The organism is Saccharibacillus endophyticus (assembly GCF_013185185.1).
GTDB lineage: Bacteria > Bacillota > Bacilli > Paenibacillales > Paenibacillaceae > Saccharibacillus > Saccharibacillus endophyticus.
Window position 1 is genome coordinate 605,718 of sequence record NZ_JAAZWE010000004.1, and the last position, 17,321, is coordinate 623,038.

A 17,321-nucleotide genomic window follows, 5' to 3' on the forward strand; every position below is an offset into this window, starting at 1 on the left:
AACTATGAATATTTAAATTTAAAAACAAAAAAAGCAAACGGATGCCATCAAAACAGCACCTGTTTGCTCTCATCATTTATATATCAACCCCGAAACTTCAACCCGACCCGATACGTCCCCGGCTTCGCGCCTTCGCCCTGCTCCGGCTCTACCGCCCATTGCCGCACGATCGTCGCTTGAAGCTCCTCCGCTTCTTCTTCCGTTAACGGCACGCCGCGCAGATCCAGCTCGTCCTGCACGTAATCCCGCTCTACGGCCAGCCCGTGCCGGAAATGCAGCAGACGTCGCAGCGCGCCGACATGCAGGAACTTGAACGTATAGCCTTCGTACAGCGCACGTTCCCAATCTTCGCCCATCTCCTCCGCCGTCGCGAAGCGTTCGGCGAATTCCATCTCCGGCTCGCGCACGCGCTCCGGCAGCTTCGAGTAATCGCGGGCGTTCAGCATCTCCGCGATCTCGTCGTCCGAAAAACCGCCGCTGCGGCAGTTTTCCAGCAGCATGCCGACGGGAATCGACAAGCGGATGCGTTCGTCAGCGGACGCCTCTCCGGCATGTTGACCTTTAAGACTCTCGCTCATCTTGATCTCTCCTTTTGAAAAAAGATGCGGCTCCGACCACTTGTCTTGTACCGTGACCGATCATAAGATCAGGTACTGGATCGAGCCAGGCTCTGCAATCGAAAACCGGAAGCCCTGCACTGTTATTCGATCAAATCGTCACGCCCGCTTCATCCATATTCCTCGGAAAATGACATGCCGCCGATTGACCGTCCGCTTTCGGCTCCAATACCGGCGTCTGCTGCTTGCAGATATCCTGCGCATACGGACAACGCGGGTGAAACGCGCAGCCGGACGGCGGGTTGACCGGGCTCGGCAGTTCGCCGGGCAGCGGTTCGCGTTTGCGGCGCAGGCGCGGATCCGGGACCGGAACGGCATCGAGCAGCGCTTCCGTATACGGATGCTTCGGCGACGCGAATAACTCTTCGCGCGAGCCGATCTCCACGATCTTGCCCAGATACATCACCGCGATCCGGTCGCTGATATGCTTGACCGACGGCAGACCGTGCGCGATGAAGATATACGTGAGATCGAACTGCTCCTGCAAGTCTTTGAGCAGGTTCAGCACCTGTGCCTGGATCGATACGTCGAGCGCGGAGACCGGCTCGTCACAGACGATCATCTTCGGCTTGAGCGCCAGCGCCCGGGCAATTCCGATCCGCTGACGTTGTCCGCCGCTGAATTCGTGCGGATAACGGTCCGCGTGCTGAGGGCCGAGACCGACCGCTTCGAGCAGGCTCATCACTTCGGTTTTGAGCGCTTTGCCCGAAGCCAATCCGTGCACGATCAGCGGTTCGGCGACCAGATCGTAAACGGTCATCCGCGGATTCAGCGACGAGTACGGGTCTTGGAACACCAGCTGGAGATTCCGGCGCGCCCGCCGAACCTGTTCGCCGCTGAGCGAAGCCAGATCCGTCCCGTCAAAAACAATCTTGCCCTCGGTCGGTTCCAGCAGTTGGACGATCATCTGTCCCGCCGTCGATTTGCCGCAGCCGGATTCGCCCACGATGCCCAGCGTCTCGCCCGGCATCACGTCGAAATCCAGGCCGTCTACGGCGCGAACGTATTCGTTTTTGCGGGAGAACCAGCCTTTTGCCACGGGAAAATGCTTTTTGAGACCGCGCACTTGCAGCAGCGGAGCGGCAGCGTTCATTTTCGATTCGCTCATCTTATCCCACCTCCCCGGCACGCAGACAGCGCACGTAATGGCCCGGTTGTTGTTCCTCAAGCGCGGGCTTGGTCTGCTTGCAGGCTTCGATCGCAAACGGACAACGCGGATGGAACGGACAGCCCGAAGGCATATCCAGCAGATTCGGTACCGCTCCGGGGATCGAGTCCAGACGGTCGCGCTGCTCGCTCATCTTCGGAAGAGAGCCCATCAGGCCGATCGTGTACGGATGGCCGGGACGCTCGAACAGCTCGTACACCGGCGCTTCTTCGACCACTTCGCCCGCGTACATCACGACGACGCGGTCGGCCATTTCGGCGACGACGCCAAGGTCATGCGTAATCAGGATCACGCCCGTGTTTTCTTCTTCGCTCAGTTTGCCGATCAGGTCCAAAATCTGCGCCTGGATCGTCACGTCTAGCGCCGTGGTCGGCTCGTCGGCGATCAGCAGCTTCGGCCGGCAGGCCAGCGCGATCGCGATCATGACGCGCTGACGCATGCCGCCGGAGAGCTGATGAGGGAAGTTGTTCGCAATCTGCTCCGCGCGCGGGATGCCGACTCTTTTCAGCATCTCGATCGCCTGCTGCTTCGCTTCGCCGCGGCTTAATCCTTTATGACGCCGCAGCACCTCGCCCACCTGATTGCCGATCGTGAACACCGGATTGAGGGAACTCATCGGCTCTTGAAAAATCATCGAAATCTCGTTGCCTCTATATTTGCGCATTTCTTTTTTGGGCAGATTCAGCAGGTCTTTCCCTTCGAAACGCACCTCGCCGCCCACGATCTCGCCCGGGTCGGACACCAACTGCATGATCGATAGCGAAGTCACGCTTTTGCCGCAGCCGGACTCGCCCACGATCGCCAGCGTTTCCCCGGCTTCGACCGAGAAACTGACGCCGTTGACGGAAGGGACCGTGCCTTCGGCCGTTTTGAAATACGTTTTCAATTCATTGACTTCAAGCAAGCTCATACCATCACCGCCTTCTGTAATGAGCACTCTTTTTTTCGGAAAACGTTCTTGATCTGCGTATTCATCCGTTCTTGAGCTTCATTCGAGGGTCCAGCACGTCGCGCAGCCAATCGCCGAGGAAAATAACGCCCAGCACGGTGATCGTGATCGCCATGCCCGGGAACGTCGCGACCCACCAGCTTGTGGCTACGTACTGGCGTCCGTCGCTCAGCATGCCGCCCCACGAGACGTCCGGCGTCGTGATGCCGAGTCCGAGGAAGCTCAGCGACGCCTCCATGATGATCGTGGTCGCTACGTTCATGCCGGACAAGACGATAAACGACGACATCACGTTAGGCAAAATATGCCGGAAAATGATCCTTCCGCTGCGTGCGCCGATCATCCGGGCCGATTTGACGAAATCGCGTTCTTTCAAGCTGAGCACCTCGCCGCGCACGACGCGCGCATACGAGACCCAGTTGGTGGCGCCGATAACGAAAATAAGCGTCCACATGCCCGGTCCGACGACCGCCAGCACGACCAGCATGAGCAAAATAGTCGGAATCGCCAGCAGCGAGTCGGCCAGCCGCATGATGATCGCGTCTACCCAGCGTCCGTAGTATGCCGCCGTTACGCCGAGTACCGCGCCGATCGCGCCGGACACGAGCACGGCTCCGATCCCGACGATCAGCGACACCTGCGAACCATAGACGATCCGGCTCCAAATATCGCGTCCCAAATTGTCGGTACCGAGCAGGTAATCGCTGCTGCCGCCTTCCAACCAAGCCGGAGGCTTCAATCGATCGATCGGGGCTACGGCGTTGGGATCGTGCGTCGCAAGCAGCGGGGCGAAGATCGCGATCAGGCATACGATCAATACGATGACCGCGCCGATCATTCCGGTCTTGCTGCGGAGCAGCTGCCGGAGTCCTTTTTTCAACCCGCGCGCTTCACTGCGTTTCTTTGGCGGAACCGGGAGCGCTCCCGCGCCGCTTTCTGTAGGAATCGCCACAGCGTCTCCTCCTTTCCTCTCATTAACTGTATTTGATGCGCGGATCGAGCAGCCGGTAGACCAGATCCGTCAAAATGTTCATCAAAATGACGAAGATCGCGATCACGAACACCGCCGCCTGCACGATCGCCATATCATGCGTGTTGACCGCCGATACGAGCAATTGTCCCAGTCCCGGCCAGGCGAATACGGTCTCGGTAATCAGCGTACCGCCGATCAGGCTGGTGAATTGCAGGCTCATGATCGTCACGACCGGAATCAGTCCGTTGCGGAAGGCATGTTTGCCGATGACGAACAGTTCGAAAATGCCTTTGCTGCGGGCGGTGCGGATATAATCCTGATTCAGGATTTCCAGCATGTTGGAGCGAATCAGCCGGGTCATTTGCGCCGCCAGGCTGACGCCGAGCGTGATCGCGGGCAAAATCAAGTGCGTAAGACCGCCTCGCCCCGATACCGGGAACCAGCCCAACATGACGGAAAAGAGCAGGATCAGCATGATCCCCATCCAGAAGTTCGGCATGGCTTTACCCAATACCGAGATTCCCGAGATAAAAATATCGATAAACGTATTGCGCTTGACTGCCGACCAGATGCCCAGCGGAATCGCGATCACGACAGCCAGCGCCATCGCGGCGAACGCCAGTTCAAAGCTTGCCGGAAGACGTTCCAGCACCAACGGCAGCGCCGATTCGCCGTAACGGAACGAGGTGCCGAAGTCGCCTTGGATCGCATTGGTCAAAAAGATGCCGTACTGCTGGTAAAGCGGAAGATCCAATCCCAGCTCCCGCGTCAGCGTCGCCCGGTCAGCCTCGGTTGCCGACTCCGGCAGCATCAGCGCGACCGGGTCGCCCGTTACGCGGACGAGCACGAACACGATCAGCGAGATCAGCAGCAGCACCGGAATCATTTGCAGCAGCGATTTGACGAGATATTTGCCCACGGGTTATCCCTCCTTGCCAAAGTAGAATCAAAAGTCTTCTGAAAAGCATCATCGAAATTCGCAAGCAAGCGGCCGGAGGTTAAGCTGCCGGCCGCCTGGGAAACCAATCTGCTGCCCGATCGCGCCTAACGGATGGATACGCGCAAAAACGTCAAGGGTCCTTTGCGGATTCGGCCGTTTTGCATCGGCCGAGCGCAAAGGACAGACTTGCTGCTCTCATGAAAGGAATAGCGAAGCGGTCTTCGTAAAGCCCACCGCCTTCGCTTCGTTTTTTTACTGGGCAGGCGTAATTTCTTGCGCGTAGAACATTTCGTCCTGACGCGGCGAGAAATCCACGCTTGCGTTGACGCCGTACACGCCTTTCATTTGGAACAGGTAGATCGCCGGGCGTTCTTCAGCCAAAATCTGTTGAACTTTTTTGTACTCGTCGGTACGGGAAGCTTCATCCATGTTCACGAGTGCCGATTGCAGCAGGTCTTCGACTTCGGCGTTGTTGTAGTCGGTCTCGCCCGCGGCTTCGGAAGCGAGGAAACGGTTATAGTTGTTCGACGCGTCGTTCATCGAGTTGCCGATGCCGATCATGTACAGCTCGCCGAACGTTTTGGACGTCATTTTTTCGCTGAACGCGCTCGGCTCCAAAATGTCGAGATTGACCGTGAATCCGGCAGCCGTCAGCATCGCGGATACGACTTCGGCATACTCTTTGTATTGGCTGGACGAAGAAAGCGAAAGTTCGGGTCCTTTGTCGCCGTAACCCGCTTCTTGCAGAAGGGCTTTGGCTTTTTCCAGGTCATACAGCGATTGCTCGTACAGGCTCTCGTCCGAGCCGAAGTTGCCCGGCGTTACGGATGTGCGGGTCAAGACGCCGTTGCCGCCCGCAATGCTGTCCACGATGGCTTTCTTGTCGATCGCCAGGTCGATCGCTTCGCGTACTTTCGGATCGGCCGTCGGCGTGCCTTCCGTCTGACGCACGATCATTTGCAGAACGCGCTTGATCGGAGTCGTCTCGACCGACAGGTTTTCGGTTTGTTCGATACGCTCGATGTCGGTCGACGGAACGCCGGATACGATGTCCACGCCGCCGGTTAGAAGTTCGGAGACGCGGGTCGAAGCTTCAGGAACGACGCGGAATACGACTTCGTCCCATTTCGGCGCGCCGTCGAAGTATTCGTCGTTCTTTTCGAGCACGACGCGGTCGTCTTTCGCCCACGACTTGAACTTGTAGGCGCCTGTGCCGATCGGGCTTTTCAGGAAGGCGTCGATGCCGTTTTCTTCAATATACTTGGAAGGCAGGATGCCCGCGCCCATCTTCGACAGACGGTTCAACAGCAGCGGATCGGGTCCTGTCGTCACGAACTCGGCGGTGTAATCGTCGACCGCGCGAACTTCTTCGATCGTTTTGAAATACGAATGCTGCTTGAGCGCTTCGTCGGTTGCCAAGCGTTCGAAGGTGTATTTCACGTCGGCTGCGGTAAACGGATCGCCGTTGTGGAATTTCACGTCGTCGCGCAGTTTGAACTGCCAGACGTTATCTGCCGTTTGCTCCCAAGAAGTGGCGAGGGCCGGAACTTTGTTGCCTTCGTTGTCGTTCTTGAGCAGATAGTCGAACACGTTGACGAGGATCGCTTCGCTCGCCGTGTTGTTGTTGTTTTGCGGATCGAAGCTTTCGATATCGGTACCGTTGGCGATGGTGAGCGTGCCGTCGGATGCCGCAGGCGCGGCGGCAGTCGTGCCGGTATCGGTGGAAGTTGTTGCGCCCCCGCCTCCGCAGCCGGTTACGACCAGAGCTGCTGCGAGTAAGGCTGCGAATGTTTTGATAAGTCCGCTTTTCATGAGTGAAATCCTCCTTAAAGGTGAGTGGGAAAGGCCTATTCGTTGGGGAAAGCCGGGGCGAAGGGAGAAATTATAAGCATATGCTTCCGAAGTGCATTTCTTCGAAATGCTTCACAAGACGCTGTTTCGCTCGGAAAACTGAATGAATTTAAGTAGGAAGTTTTCCGAGCTCAAAGGCCAACATCTCAACGCATGTTACCGCAGGCTTTCTACGAAAGCCTGTAGTTCACTGAATTTCTCCCTGCGCCAAGCTTCCTCAAAGGATAGGGCTTTCTTGGGTATGTGGATGGGCAAGGCTTACTTCGCCTGGGTTTGGCTTCGTAATTATGGATGGGCGCTTTGCTTTTCAAAGTTCGTAAGCAGGACGTCCGGGCAGACGCGTTGGCGCGACTTTTGTAAAATAAGCAGTGTAAGTATGTTGATGAATTTAGTATGAATTAGGTTGCAGGAATCCCTTTGGCGGGAAAAGAAGCAGATGTCGTCTCCTTTTCGGCAAAGGGGAGGTGCAAGGATGCGCAGGCCCGGGATAAAGCAGATCCGGGCAAAGGCGAGAACGGATGTCCGGCGCTGCGCGTCCTTTTAATCTTCGAAGCTTTCGTCGGCGAAAACGCGGGCGCGGATCGCTTCGGCGGAGTGTTCGATGTGCCGGTACATGATGTCTCGAGACCGATCGGCGTCGCCGGCTTCAAGGGCGGCGATCAGGTCGCGGTGGGCCTCGTAGTTGTTGACTTTGACGCGATCGCTGTACGGCATAAGGTCGAGCGCCGGATTGATCTTGGTTCGGATCTGTCTGACGGCATGGTCGAAGTACGCATTGCCGGAAGCTTTAGCCACGCTCAGATGAATGCGGACGTCGATCGAGCGGAACGCCTCGCGGGTACAGTCCGGTTCGATGCTCGCCGTCACGTAATCGCGCAGCTGCTGAAGCTCTTCCTTTTTGATTCGCTGCGCGGCGAGATAAGCGGCTCCCGGCTCGACGACCATGCGATATTCGAATACTTCGATCATCGAATCCCAATTCCGGCGCATTTCGTCGCGATTGCGCAGATGCGAGTTGCGCGTAATCGGAAGCACGAAAGTGCCGCCTTTGGCGCCGACGCGCTTTTCGACCAGGCCGAGCGATTCCAGACGGGCCAAAGCTTCGCGCACGGTGATCCGGCTGGCGTTGAAGATCGTCGCCAAATCGCGTTCCGACGGAAGCTGCTCATCGCTCATGAATTCCTTCAGAATGATGGCTTCCTCAAGCCGATCGAAGATAAAATCGCTGACTTTCTTGGGTGATACCTGCTCCAGATTCATTGCAGGCTTGATCAGCACCGTTCCACATCCTTCCCGACGGGTGTTCTTCAACACTTTAATTCAAAAAAGATATAAGGTATAGACCTTAAACCATTCAATCAGGCAAAAAAATTTGTTCGCCGTGTCGGGCGTTCAAATTTCAGATAACCAAGTTTAATGGTCGACATTACGTAAATATGGTTTCCACTATAATTCGACGGCATTCGTCTGTCAATAGATTTTATCTCTTGCTGCCGGGGAAAAGAAAAGCGGGGGCATCAAACAGCTTTCTTTGCGAGAATGATTTTGAAGATTTCGATTATTGACGTTTTGCATACCTTTTACGATTTTGAACGACTGATTTTTAAAAATGATGATGAAACCTCAGCATTTCCAAAAAAAGTTCAAGGTATGAGCCTGGGGCGCGAATGCAACACAGTCGGAGAACTCGCGGATGGCGGTTGTGCGCGAGTCATGATTGTTGGCCGTGTGCTCGCCTATCCGTTCCTCCATAAGCGCATTGAAATACGCAGACGCAATAACTCCCGCTCCTGTTCGATATATAAATATTGAGCTTCTTGTAAAGACACTTCCGCAAAGGTCAGCGTCTGCCCGGGGCGGAGTTGGGCAATCAGGCGCAGATCGGCTGAAATAATTTGCGCGATGCGCGGATAGCCGCCTGTCGTTTGCCGATCCGCCGTCAAAACGATCGGGTTGCCGTCGGGAGGAACTTGAACCGTGCCGGGAGCCACGGCTTCGGAAATCAGCTCCTGCGGTTGCTCCAAACGCAGAGCGGGACCCGACAGGCGACAGCCCATGCGGTCGGACTGCGGCATGATGCGAAAAGCTGCGTTTAGCAGCGCTTCGCGGCTCGGCGCGTCGAACAGGCCGAAATGCGTGCCTCGGGTAAAACGGACGATGACGTCAGCGTCCGAGTCGGCCGGCGGCGAAGCTTTCGGCCGTTCCGGCTGGGCAGAGCCGGAAAAGTTCAGGTCGCCCCAGTCCGGGCGACCTGCGACGTAGCCGTGCGCGGCGTGCCACGGCGCGGCGGCGAAGTCGGCGCTTGGCGCGATGCTGCGCAGCGGGCCGAAGGCGCGCTCGGATGTGCGCGCCTTGCTTTGCGACGTCCGCGCGTGCAGGACGTCGCCGGCGCGCAGCGCCCGGCCTTCGAGCCCGCCCAAGCCGGCTCGAAGATCGGTGCCGCGGCTGCCCAGCGCCGCGGGCACGGCGAAGCCGCCGGCCAGCGCGAGATACGCGCGGCAGCCTTCGCGGGCCGGGCCGAATTCCAGCACGGCCCCGGCACGGACACGGACGGGCCGCCACATCGGCAGCGGCACGCCGCCGATCGAAGGCGCGAAATCAGCGCCGGCGAGCGCGATCAGCGTCTCGCGCTCGAAGCGCAGCGCAGGTCCCGCCAGCGTAATCTCCAGCGCGGCTTCGCTCTCGGCATTGCCCGCCATCAGATTGGCGGCACGCAGCGCATAAGCATCCATCGCGCCTCCGGCTGTAATGCCGTACTGCTGGTAGCCAGGACGGCCGAGGTCTTGCAAAGTAGTCAGCAGCCCGGGTTTCAAGACCAAGACAGACGGAGCCGCCGTCTCTTCTTTACGATCATTCCGGCCGTCTTCACCGACTCTGCCTGCACGATGTCCCGCCAATCGACTATATTCTTCCATCGTAATCGAACGAAATCGAACTCGGTCACCCGCTCGAAGCAGGCTCGGCGGAATCTGATTCGGTTGGAACAACGCGATCGGCGTCCGCCCGATCAGCCGCCAACCTCCGGGCGTGTATACGGGATATACGCCTGTCTGAGCACCTGCGATTCCGACGGTTCCCGCCGGAACGGATAATCGCGGCGTCTCCAGTCTGGGCGCAGAGATCGTCGTGTCCATTCCGCCCAAATAAGGAAATCCGGGCGCAAAACCAATCATGTACACCGGATATTCCCGCTCGGTATGAACGGCGACCACTTCCTCCGCGCTCAACCCGGCATGCTGAGCAACGAAGCTCAAATCCGGCCCGTGCTCTCCGCCGTAAAACACCGGGATTTCAATCACCCGCGAACGGCTCTCCTTTTCAGCAGTGTCCGTCATTAGAAGACATTGAAGCCAATCGGTCGCGTCCTGCATAACCGTGCGGCTTCGACCGCCCGACAACTCCTCCGCTACCTTCAACGGATCGAAAAAAATCGTCAAGACCGCAAAAGACGGAACCGCTTCGATCATCCCCGGCATCGGTCGTTGCTCCAGTAAATCCGCCAGCTTCCGAACTTCATGGTTGGTTTCCGGCGAAATATCCGTACCGAAAACAACGCGAATTGCCGTTTCGTTAAGAGGTTCGATCAATGGCCTATGGATAAAATGATGCGCGCCGAATGTCTCGTTCCGATCCTTCGTTCCTTTCGCCGTCTTCATGCCTGTTCTTTTTGCTTTCTCCATTTCATTCACCTCCCGGCAACATGCGCGACGACTTTACTCAAAAGGCTTCACTGTAACTCCGGCAATCTGACAAGCCTCCGCAATCTGACGGGCGAACGCCAACGCATGCTCGTTGTCCCCGTGCAAACAGACGGTATCCGCGCGCACCTCTGCATCTTCGCCGTCCGGCGTGGATACGCGGCCTTCCAGCGCGATCCGCACCACGCGCGCGGCCGCCGTCTCCGCATCATCAATTAATGCGCCGGGAAGCCCTCGCGGCACCAAAGAACCATCCGCCAAATAACCGCGATCCGCAAATGCTTCATGCGCGGCGCGCAGGCCGATTCGCTCAGCGGCGCGGGTCAGTTCGCTGTTCGCCAACCCGAATAACGTCAACGCCGGATCGACCCGGTATACCGCTTCGGCAATCGCCTCCGCCAGATTTGCCCGAGCCGCCGCCATATTATACAAAGCCCCATGCGGCTTAACATGCTTCAATGTTCCTCCCTCGGCGCGTACGAAAGCATCCAGCGCCCCGATCTGGTATACCGTCATGGCATAGACTTCGCTTGCCGAGACGTCGATCGTTCTGCGACCGAACCCGGCCAAGTCGGGCAGGCCCGGATGCGCGCCGATCGCCGCGCCTGCTTCCATCGCCAGCTTTACGGTTCGCTGCATGACGGACGGATCGCCCGCATGGAAACCGCAAGCGATATTCGCCGATGTCACATACGGCAAAATTTCGGCATCCCGCCCTAACGTATACGCCCCGAAGCTCTCGCCGAGATCGCAGTTCAGGTCGATGCTCGCTTTGCGTTTTTCGCGAGAGGCTTCGATCAATTCCGATGCAAGCTTTACCAAATCCCCGTGTCTCGACGCGCCGGCTTGAGATTCGTTCGGAATAGGCGTTATTCCTTGCCGGCCGTGCGGTTGGGTCTCGCTACCTCTGGTTTCTCGATTCATTGCGCTGCCTCCTCCTCACGGGTTTCGCCGATCCAAGATCGCGCGCTCATGCTCCATCCCCCAACTTTTCATCAGATTAATGATCGGGATCAGCGTACGCCCGAATTCGGTCAGGGAATATTCCACCTTGGGCGGAACCTGACGATAAATTTCCCGATGAACCACGCCGTCCCGTTCCAATTCCCGGAGCTGCAACGTCAGGATTCGCTGCGTCGTCTCGGGCATCATTCTTCGCAGCTCGTTGAAACGCACAGGTCCGTCGATCAAGTGGTACAATACGATCCCTTTCCATTTCCCTCCGATCACGTCGACCGTAACCGCCACGGGACAGGTATACGGGGTCGCGACTTCTTTTTTGCATTCTTCCATATCTCAAAACCCCATTCTCTCAGGATCAAAATAGATACTATCCCACAAAATTGTGCGTACTTCTCTGTTTGGATATCTCTATAGTACTATATAGTTCGACGATAATAGTAAACAGAAAACGAGGTCGATCTTTATGAATACGACGGAAAAAAAGAACGCGATTTTGGAAGCTTTCCATACCCGACACGCCACGAAGTCATTTGATCCTTCCAAAAAGATCAGCGATGACGACTTTCATTTCATCTTGGAAACGGCCCGACTTTCTCCCAGTTCCCTCGGCTATGAACCGTGGAAATTCTTGATCGTTCAAAATACGGAGTTGCGGGAAAAGCTCAAAAAAGTCAGCTTCGGCGCTCAAGGACAACTGTCGACCGCAAGCCACTTCGTTATTATTCTTGCCAAAAGCAACGCCCGAACCGACAGCGATTACGTGCAAAGCCTGATGACCGACACCAAAAAAGTTCCGAGCGAGACGCTTCTGCAAATGAACCAAGCTTATCGAAATTTCCAGGAGAACGACCTCAATTTATTCGAAAACGACCGTGCGCTTTTCGACTGGGCCAGCAAGCAAACCTATATCGCGCTCGGCAATATGCTGACGGCGGCCGCTCAGATCGGAATCGACTCCTGCCCGATCGAAGGCTTCAATTACGAAAAAGTGAATGAAATTCTCGACCGGGAAGGACTGCTTGAAGATCGATCGTATCAAGCGTCCGTCATGGCTGCTTTCGGCTATCGAATCGATGAACCGAGTCGGGTCAAAAGCAGACGGGAATACGATTCGGTCATCCAGTGGATCAAGTAAAAAATCGATTCGTTAGCTGCTGAAAATCACACGTTCGACAGCAGTCGGATTTAACGGATCAAGATGCGTTCCGTTAAGTTCAAAAAACGCAATAAAAGGGGATGTAACGGACATGCGATCCGTTACATCCCTTTTTTATAAAGCTCCCAACAGATCCGGAAGTTTTGAAGACAAGTCCTAACGAAAGAATCGAGCCGAGCCTGTCCCTTATTCTCCGCTTTTCTTGCCGTTTGCCTAACGATCCCTATTTATCCTTTCCGATTCGCGGTTTCCTTGCTCGTCGATCCCCAGCGCTTCTCCACCGCTTCATACTCCCTTTGCGTAATCGGCAGCACCGACCCGTGCCTTTTTTTCAACGCGCCGAAATCATACTCCCCAGGCTCCGCGATTCGCCAGGCGGCTCCGGTCGTATCGCCGATATCCGTCGTGACGATCGGCAGGTACCCGCCTTGCGTCGAATAACGATCCACCAGCAGCACCCACCGCTCTTCGCCGTTCAGTTTGAAAAACTGCGGCCCTTCCGCGTCTTTGCCCGTCAGCTTCAGCCCCAGCGATTCCAGCGTGGACAGCTTCTCCCACTCGCCGTCCAGACGGCTGCCGCGTTCGAGCGTAATCTGTCCGTCGCCGGAAGCCCGGTAATACCGGTCGCCGACCACAATCATCGTGGTATCGATGATGCTCGCATTTTCCCCGCGCGAGATATAGGGCTCGGCGGGCGTAAATGTTCGAAAATCGACGGTGCGGCTGCCATAAATATGCAATCCTCGTTCGCCGCCGTTTTGCGCATCCCGGCTTGACGCCCAAAAAACCAGATAGTCTCCTTGCTGCTCATCATAGATAGCCTCCGGCGCCCAGGCGCAGCCTGCTTCTTCGGGCGCAAGCTCGATCAATCGCGGCTCTGACCAGTTCACAAGGTCTTCCGATTCCCAGATCACGAGCGATCGGCTTCCGGTCAGCGTCGCTTCGGCCGAGCTCCAGCCTCCGCGTCCGTAGATGCTGAGATCCGTCGCCAGCAGGTAAAAGCGTTCTCCGTCCGCGCTGCGCAGCAAGTAGGGATCGCGTACGCCGCGCTCGCCGACCGAAGACGTCAACGCGGGCTGTTCCCGATTGAGATCCTTCCAATGCATCCCGTCCTTGCTCAACGCAAAATAGATTTGCTCGCCGCGCGCTTCGCTTTCCCCTATAAAATGAATGAACAAGTAGCCGTACAATTCTTCCGTTCCCGCCGGCATTGGCATGAATCCCTCCGTTTCTTCCCGTTCATCACGAACAGGGAGGAGCGCAATTTCTCGCGCTTCCTCCCGATTTTCACGCCCAGCTTGCAGAAATGCCCACCAACTATTGTTACTTATACTGACCCGCGTCGATCGCTTCCTGTTTCTCGTCCAGAATCTCTTGGTAGCCCGCGTTGAGGTACTGCGTTTTCGCTTCCTCGTACAGCTGATCGAATTGATCTTCCGGCGCAAGCACGATCTTCAGGTACAGCTCTTGGAACAAGACGTTCAGGTCGGCTTTGTAATCGTTGACGTTTTCCAGCACGACCGTATACAAAGCATCCGGCGTGCGGAATTCTTCGGTTTCGTCGTAATATTTGATCATGTCGTCGGCCAGGTATTCGTGACCCGGAGGCGACCAGTTGCGTTTGTTGGCGGCCAATGTCGTTTCGGGATCCGGGTACTGCGCCGTTTCCGTCACGAGCGCCCAATAGTCTTTGTTGTTGTTTTGCGCCAAGACGGACTCGCCTTTGAATTCCGGATCGCGTACGGCAACGCCTTCTTCGTCCAGCGTGTAGTTTTCGCCTTCGACGCCGTTTTGCAGGAAGAACAGATTATCCGGTTGGCTCATCCACTCCAGGTACATCCAGACCGCTGCGCGTTCCATCTCGGTCGACTCATAGTTGATGCCCATGATGAAGCCGAACGGCCAGTAGGCGCGTCCCTGCGGCTCGCGGCCTTCCGGCACGCCCGCGTAAGGAGGCATGATCGCGAACTCGGCATCCGGATTGTTTTTGAGCGTGGCGTCGATGACGTCCGTGTTATTGGTCAGATACGTGCCGAACGTGCCCGTTTTGCCCGCGACGAACTCGGCTTTGATCTTCGGCTCGTCGGAACGCAGATAGAACTCGCGGTCGACCAGGCCGTTATTGTACTGGTAGTTCAGGTTGCGCAGATAACGTTCCGTGTCTTCCGTCGTCAGATCCGCTACCGACAGATCGGAATACAGCGCGCGGTACTTCTCGTCGAACGGCCAATCGCGGAACGCGTAGTTGTAGTTGAACGAATTCTGAATCAAGCTGCCGCCCGTGGTGCCCAGGCCCGCTTCCTTCCATTTGACCAGCATTTCGTTATACTTTTCGAGCGAAGTCAGGTCTTCCAGCTTCATGCCGACTTTCTCTACCCAGTCTTTGCGGATAATGGTCGTGAAGTTGTCCACGTTCGGACGGGAAGCGAAGAAGAACGTCGGCTTTTCGTCGATCGTGCCGTACTGCTCGATCGTCTCGCCCATGTTCGCCCAGTATGTAGGCGCGTAGTTTTTGATCTCTTCGTGATTCAGCTCCTGCAGCACTTCTTCCCCGTAATAAGCCAACGCTTGCGGCATATCGTAGTGGAAAATGATGTCCGGCGCTTTGCGCGAAGCCAGCAGCTGCTCGAAGTCGGTCACTTCGCTGGCGCGGGTAATCGGAACGAAGTTAACGCTTACATTATACTTGTCGCCGAATTCCTTTTGAATCCACCGGGTGTAATAGTTGTCCGTGACGTTCCAACCTTCGAAAGCGCGCTCGTAAACGGGAATATCGAGCTGCACTTTTTCCGGAAATCCTTTCGAGTAATCCGCAAAGCCTTCCGCAGCCGTCGCGGGCGTATCGCCCGATGCCGCCGAACCTCCCGCTTCATTCGTGCTTCCTCCGCCGCCCGTACATCCGGCCAACAAACTGACAAGCGCAAGTCCGGTTACCCATAACGAAGCTTTTTTCTTTTGACTCATTCCTAGTCCCCCTTCGTTTTTTGAAATAGCAGCTTGTCTCACTTTAATATCAGGTTGAGACAAGTCGCCGAACTACTCTTTCACCGCGCCGAGCATCGTGCCTTGAACGAAATACTTCTGGACGAACGGATAGATGCAGATGATCGGAAGCGTGGCGAACACGACGACGGCGGCTTTCATGACCTCGGGATTGCTGAGCGTCACTTGGGTCGCTTCCAATTGGAAGCTTTCGCTCGCCTGAACGATCAGGTAGTACAACTTCAATTGCAGCGGACGCAGATCGACATTGTGCTTGATGTAAAACAACGCGTCCTGATAAGCATTCCAGCGGCCTACCGCGTAGAAAAGCGACAGGGTTGCCAAAATGGGTTTGGACAGCGGAAGCACGATACTCCAGAGAATTCGGAAGTGACCGGCTCCGTCGATCCGCGCGGATTCCTCCAGGCTGATCGGCACGCTGTGGGTAAACGTCGTTTTCATGATCAACAAGTTGAACGCGCTGAACGATAGCGGCAGTATGAGCGACCAAATCGTATCCAGCATGTTCAGGTTGTTGATGAGCATGTATTCCGGAATGATCCCGCCGCTGAAGTACATGGTGAAGAGGAAAATGAAGGTCAGCGTCGAGCGGCCTTTCAATTGTCTGCGGGACAGCGGATACGCCGCACAGATCGTGACGACCATCCCGAGTATCGTGAACAGCACGGTGACGATCACGGATACGTAGAGGGAACGCAAAATGCTGGCGTCGGCGAAAATTTTGGTGTAAGCCTCGATATTGAAGCCTTGCGGCAGCAGGTAAACCTTGTTCGCGATGACGTAGGCATCTTCGCTGAACGACTTGGCGACGATATGCAGGTACGGCAGAAAACAGATCAGGGACACGACGACCAGCGCCGCATGGATCACGAATCCCCAGATATCAAAGCGTTTTTTGCTGCCGACCGGAGCGTTGCTTACGGCTTTCATGTTTTTCCTCCTTTACAGCAGGCCGTCTTCGCCCATTTTTTTGGCGATCCGGTCGGCCGTCAGTACGAGTACCAGTCCGATCAGCGCCTGGAACAATCCCAAAGCGGTCGCGCGGCTGATGTCTCCGCCTTCGATGCCCCACCGGTATACGAGTACCGGAATCGTAGTCGTGAATTCGGTCGTGGCTCGGTTAAGCAGCGCGTAGATCCGTTCGAACGAACCGCCCATGACGCCGCCCAAGCTCATGATAAGCAGGGTCACGATCGTCGGCCGGATCGAAGGAAGCGTGATATTCCACATTTTGCGCCAGCGGCTCGCCCCGTCGACGGTTGCCGCTTCGTACATTTCCGGATTGATGCTGCTCATCGCGGCCAGGTAAATGATCGTGCCCCAGCCCATGCTCTGCCAGATCCCGATCGCCAGATAACTGATGAGCCAATTGGTATCCTGCTGGAGGAACGGTATTCGCTCCGCGCCCAGCGTCACGAGCAGGTTGTTGATCATCCCGTTGCCTTCGCCGAGCAATTGGTACGCCATCGCCCCGATAATGACCCAGGACAAGAAGTGCGGCAGATACAGCATCGTCTGATTGACCCGCTTGAACAGAACGTTTTTGACTTCGTGCAGCAGCAGGGCCAAGAAGATCGGCACCGTGAAGCTGAACAGCAGATCCAGCACGTTCAATAACAGCGTGTTGCGCACCGCTCTCGCGAAGTCCGGCTTGGCGAACAGTTCTTGGAAAATCTCCATGCCGACCCATTCGCTTCCCCAGAACCCTTTCGCGATCTTGTAATCCTTAAAGGCGAGGACCAGTCCCGCGAGCGGCGTATATTTGAACACCAACACCAGCACCAGCGGAAGAATCAGAAGCGTGTACAACTGCCAATCGCGCCGTAAATAATAGAGCGGACCGTAACGACTCTCTTTCAGTAAAGCGGTTTCATTTTTGCTTTTGGCTACGCTGATTCCCTTCACCTTGCCACCTCCCGTCTCACTTTTTCCCATCCGTCGCCGGACATGTGCCTATCATAGCCGCGGCTTTCGGGATCGGTAAACGACGAGTGTTGATGCTG

The 17,321-nt window shown here is 56.3% G+C and carries 15 protein-coding genes; 1 reads left to right on the forward strand and 14 read right to left on the reverse strand.

What is annotated here, in order from left to right; all coding sequences use genetic code 11:
• Nucleotides 1-83 precede the first annotated feature (83 nt).
• From HRQ63_RS17270 to HRQ63_RS17315, 10 genes are all read right to left on the reverse strand, one after another.
• A complete protein-coding gene (locus HRQ63_RS17270) occupies nucleotides 84-578 on the reverse strand; it encodes a hypothetical protein (RefSeq protein ID WP_172245998.1) in 495 nt (164 codons plus the stop codon).
• 130 nt (nucleotides 579-708) lie between these two features.
• Entirely contained in the window at nucleotides 709-1,725 is a 1,017-nt protein-coding gene (locus HRQ63_RS17275) for an ABC transporter ATP-binding protein (protein ID WP_280529314.1), read from the reverse strand.
• A gap of 1 nt (nucleotide 1,726) precedes the next feature.
• Nucleotides 1,727-2,695 (reverse strand): ABC transporter ATP-binding protein, encoded by a 969-nt coding sequence (locus HRQ63_RS17280; protein WP_172246000.1) that lies wholly within the window; start codon nucleotides 2,693-2,695, stop codon nucleotides 1,727-1,729.
• Between the two features lie 61 nt (nucleotides 2,696-2,756).
• On the reverse strand, nucleotides 2,757-3,686 hold the full coding sequence (locus HRQ63_RS17285) for an ABC transporter permease (protein WP_172246002.1): 930 nt from the start codon (nucleotides 3,684-3,686) through the stop codon (nucleotides 2,757-2,759).
• 22 nt (nucleotides 3,687-3,708) lie between these two features.
• Nucleotides 3,709-4,626, reverse strand: a complete 918-nt coding sequence (locus HRQ63_RS17290; RefSeq protein WP_172246004.1) for an ABC transporter permease — start codon at nucleotides 4,624-4,626, stop codon at nucleotides 3,709-3,711.
• Between the two features lie 273 nt (nucleotides 4,627-4,899).
• Nucleotides 4,900-6,459: an ABC transporter substrate-binding protein gene (locus HRQ63_RS17295; RefSeq protein ID WP_172246006.1), complete on the reverse strand. Its 1,560-nt coding sequence runs from the start codon at nucleotides 6,457-6,459 to the stop codon at nucleotides 4,900-4,902.
• 579 nt (nucleotides 6,460-7,038) lie between these two features.
• Entirely contained in the window at nucleotides 7,039-7,776 is a 738-nt protein-coding gene (locus tag HRQ63_RS17300) for a FadR/GntR family transcriptional regulator (RefSeq protein WP_308809927.1), read from the reverse strand.
• 458 nt (nucleotides 7,777-8,234) lie between these two features.
• The gene (gene pxpB / locus HRQ63_RS26295) at nucleotides 8,235-10,178 is read right to left on the reverse strand and encodes a 5-oxoprolinase subunit PxpB (protein WP_308809928.1); all 1,944 of its coding nucleotides are present in this window, start codon (nucleotides 10,176-10,178) and stop codon (nucleotides 8,235-8,237) included.
• A gap of 33 nt (nucleotides 10,179-10,211) precedes the next feature.
• Complete coding sequence (locus tag HRQ63_RS17310; protein ID WP_172246008.1) at nucleotides 10,212-11,120, reverse strand: LamB/YcsF family protein; 909 nt, start codon at nucleotides 11,118-11,120, stop codon at nucleotides 10,212-10,214.
• Nucleotides 11,121-11,135: 15 nt separating this feature from the next.
• A complete protein-coding gene (locus HRQ63_RS17315) occupies nucleotides 11,136-11,489 on the reverse strand; it encodes a winged helix-turn-helix transcriptional regulator (protein ID WP_172246010.1) in 354 nt (117 codons plus the stop codon).
• Nucleotides 11,490-11,622: 133 nt separating this feature from the next.
• On the opposite strand from HRQ63_RS17315, the gene HRQ63_RS17320 reads away from it, so the two are divergent.
• A complete protein-coding gene (locus tag HRQ63_RS17320) occupies nucleotides 11,623-12,294 on the forward strand; it encodes an NAD(P)H-dependent oxidoreductase (RefSeq protein ID WP_172246012.1) in 672 nt (223 codons plus the stop codon).
• A gap of 248 nt (nucleotides 12,295-12,542) precedes the next feature.
• Here the strand turns inward: HRQ63_RS17320 and HRQ63_RS17325 are convergent, their stop codons facing one another.
• The 4 genes from HRQ63_RS17325 to HRQ63_RS17340 all read right to left on the reverse strand — a co-directional run bounded on the left by HRQ63_RS17325 (nucleotide 12,543) and on the right by HRQ63_RS17340 (nucleotide 17,223).
• Nucleotides 12,543-13,532, reverse strand: coding sequence for a glycoside hydrolase family 43 protein (locus HRQ63_RS17325; protein ID WP_172246013.1), 990 nt, complete (start codon nucleotides 13,530-13,532; stop codon nucleotides 12,543-12,545).
• Nucleotides 13,533-13,638: 106 nt separating this feature from the next.
• A complete protein-coding gene (locus tag HRQ63_RS17330; RefSeq protein WP_172246015.1) occupies nucleotides 13,639-15,279 on the reverse strand; it encodes a type 2 periplasmic-binding domain-containing protein in 1,641 nt (546 codons plus the stop codon).
• Nucleotides 15,280-15,351: 72 nt separating this feature from the next.
• A complete protein-coding gene (locus tag HRQ63_RS17335) occupies nucleotides 15,352-16,248 on the reverse strand; it encodes a carbohydrate ABC transporter permease (RefSeq protein WP_172246017.1) in 897 nt (298 codons plus the stop codon).
• 12 nt (nucleotides 16,249-16,260) lie between these two features.
• Complete coding sequence (locus HRQ63_RS17340; RefSeq protein WP_229714242.1) at nucleotides 16,261-17,223, reverse strand: ABC transporter permease; 963 nt, start codon at nucleotides 17,221-17,223, stop codon at nucleotides 16,261-16,263.
• Nucleotides 17,224-17,321: the final 98 nt, after the last annotated feature.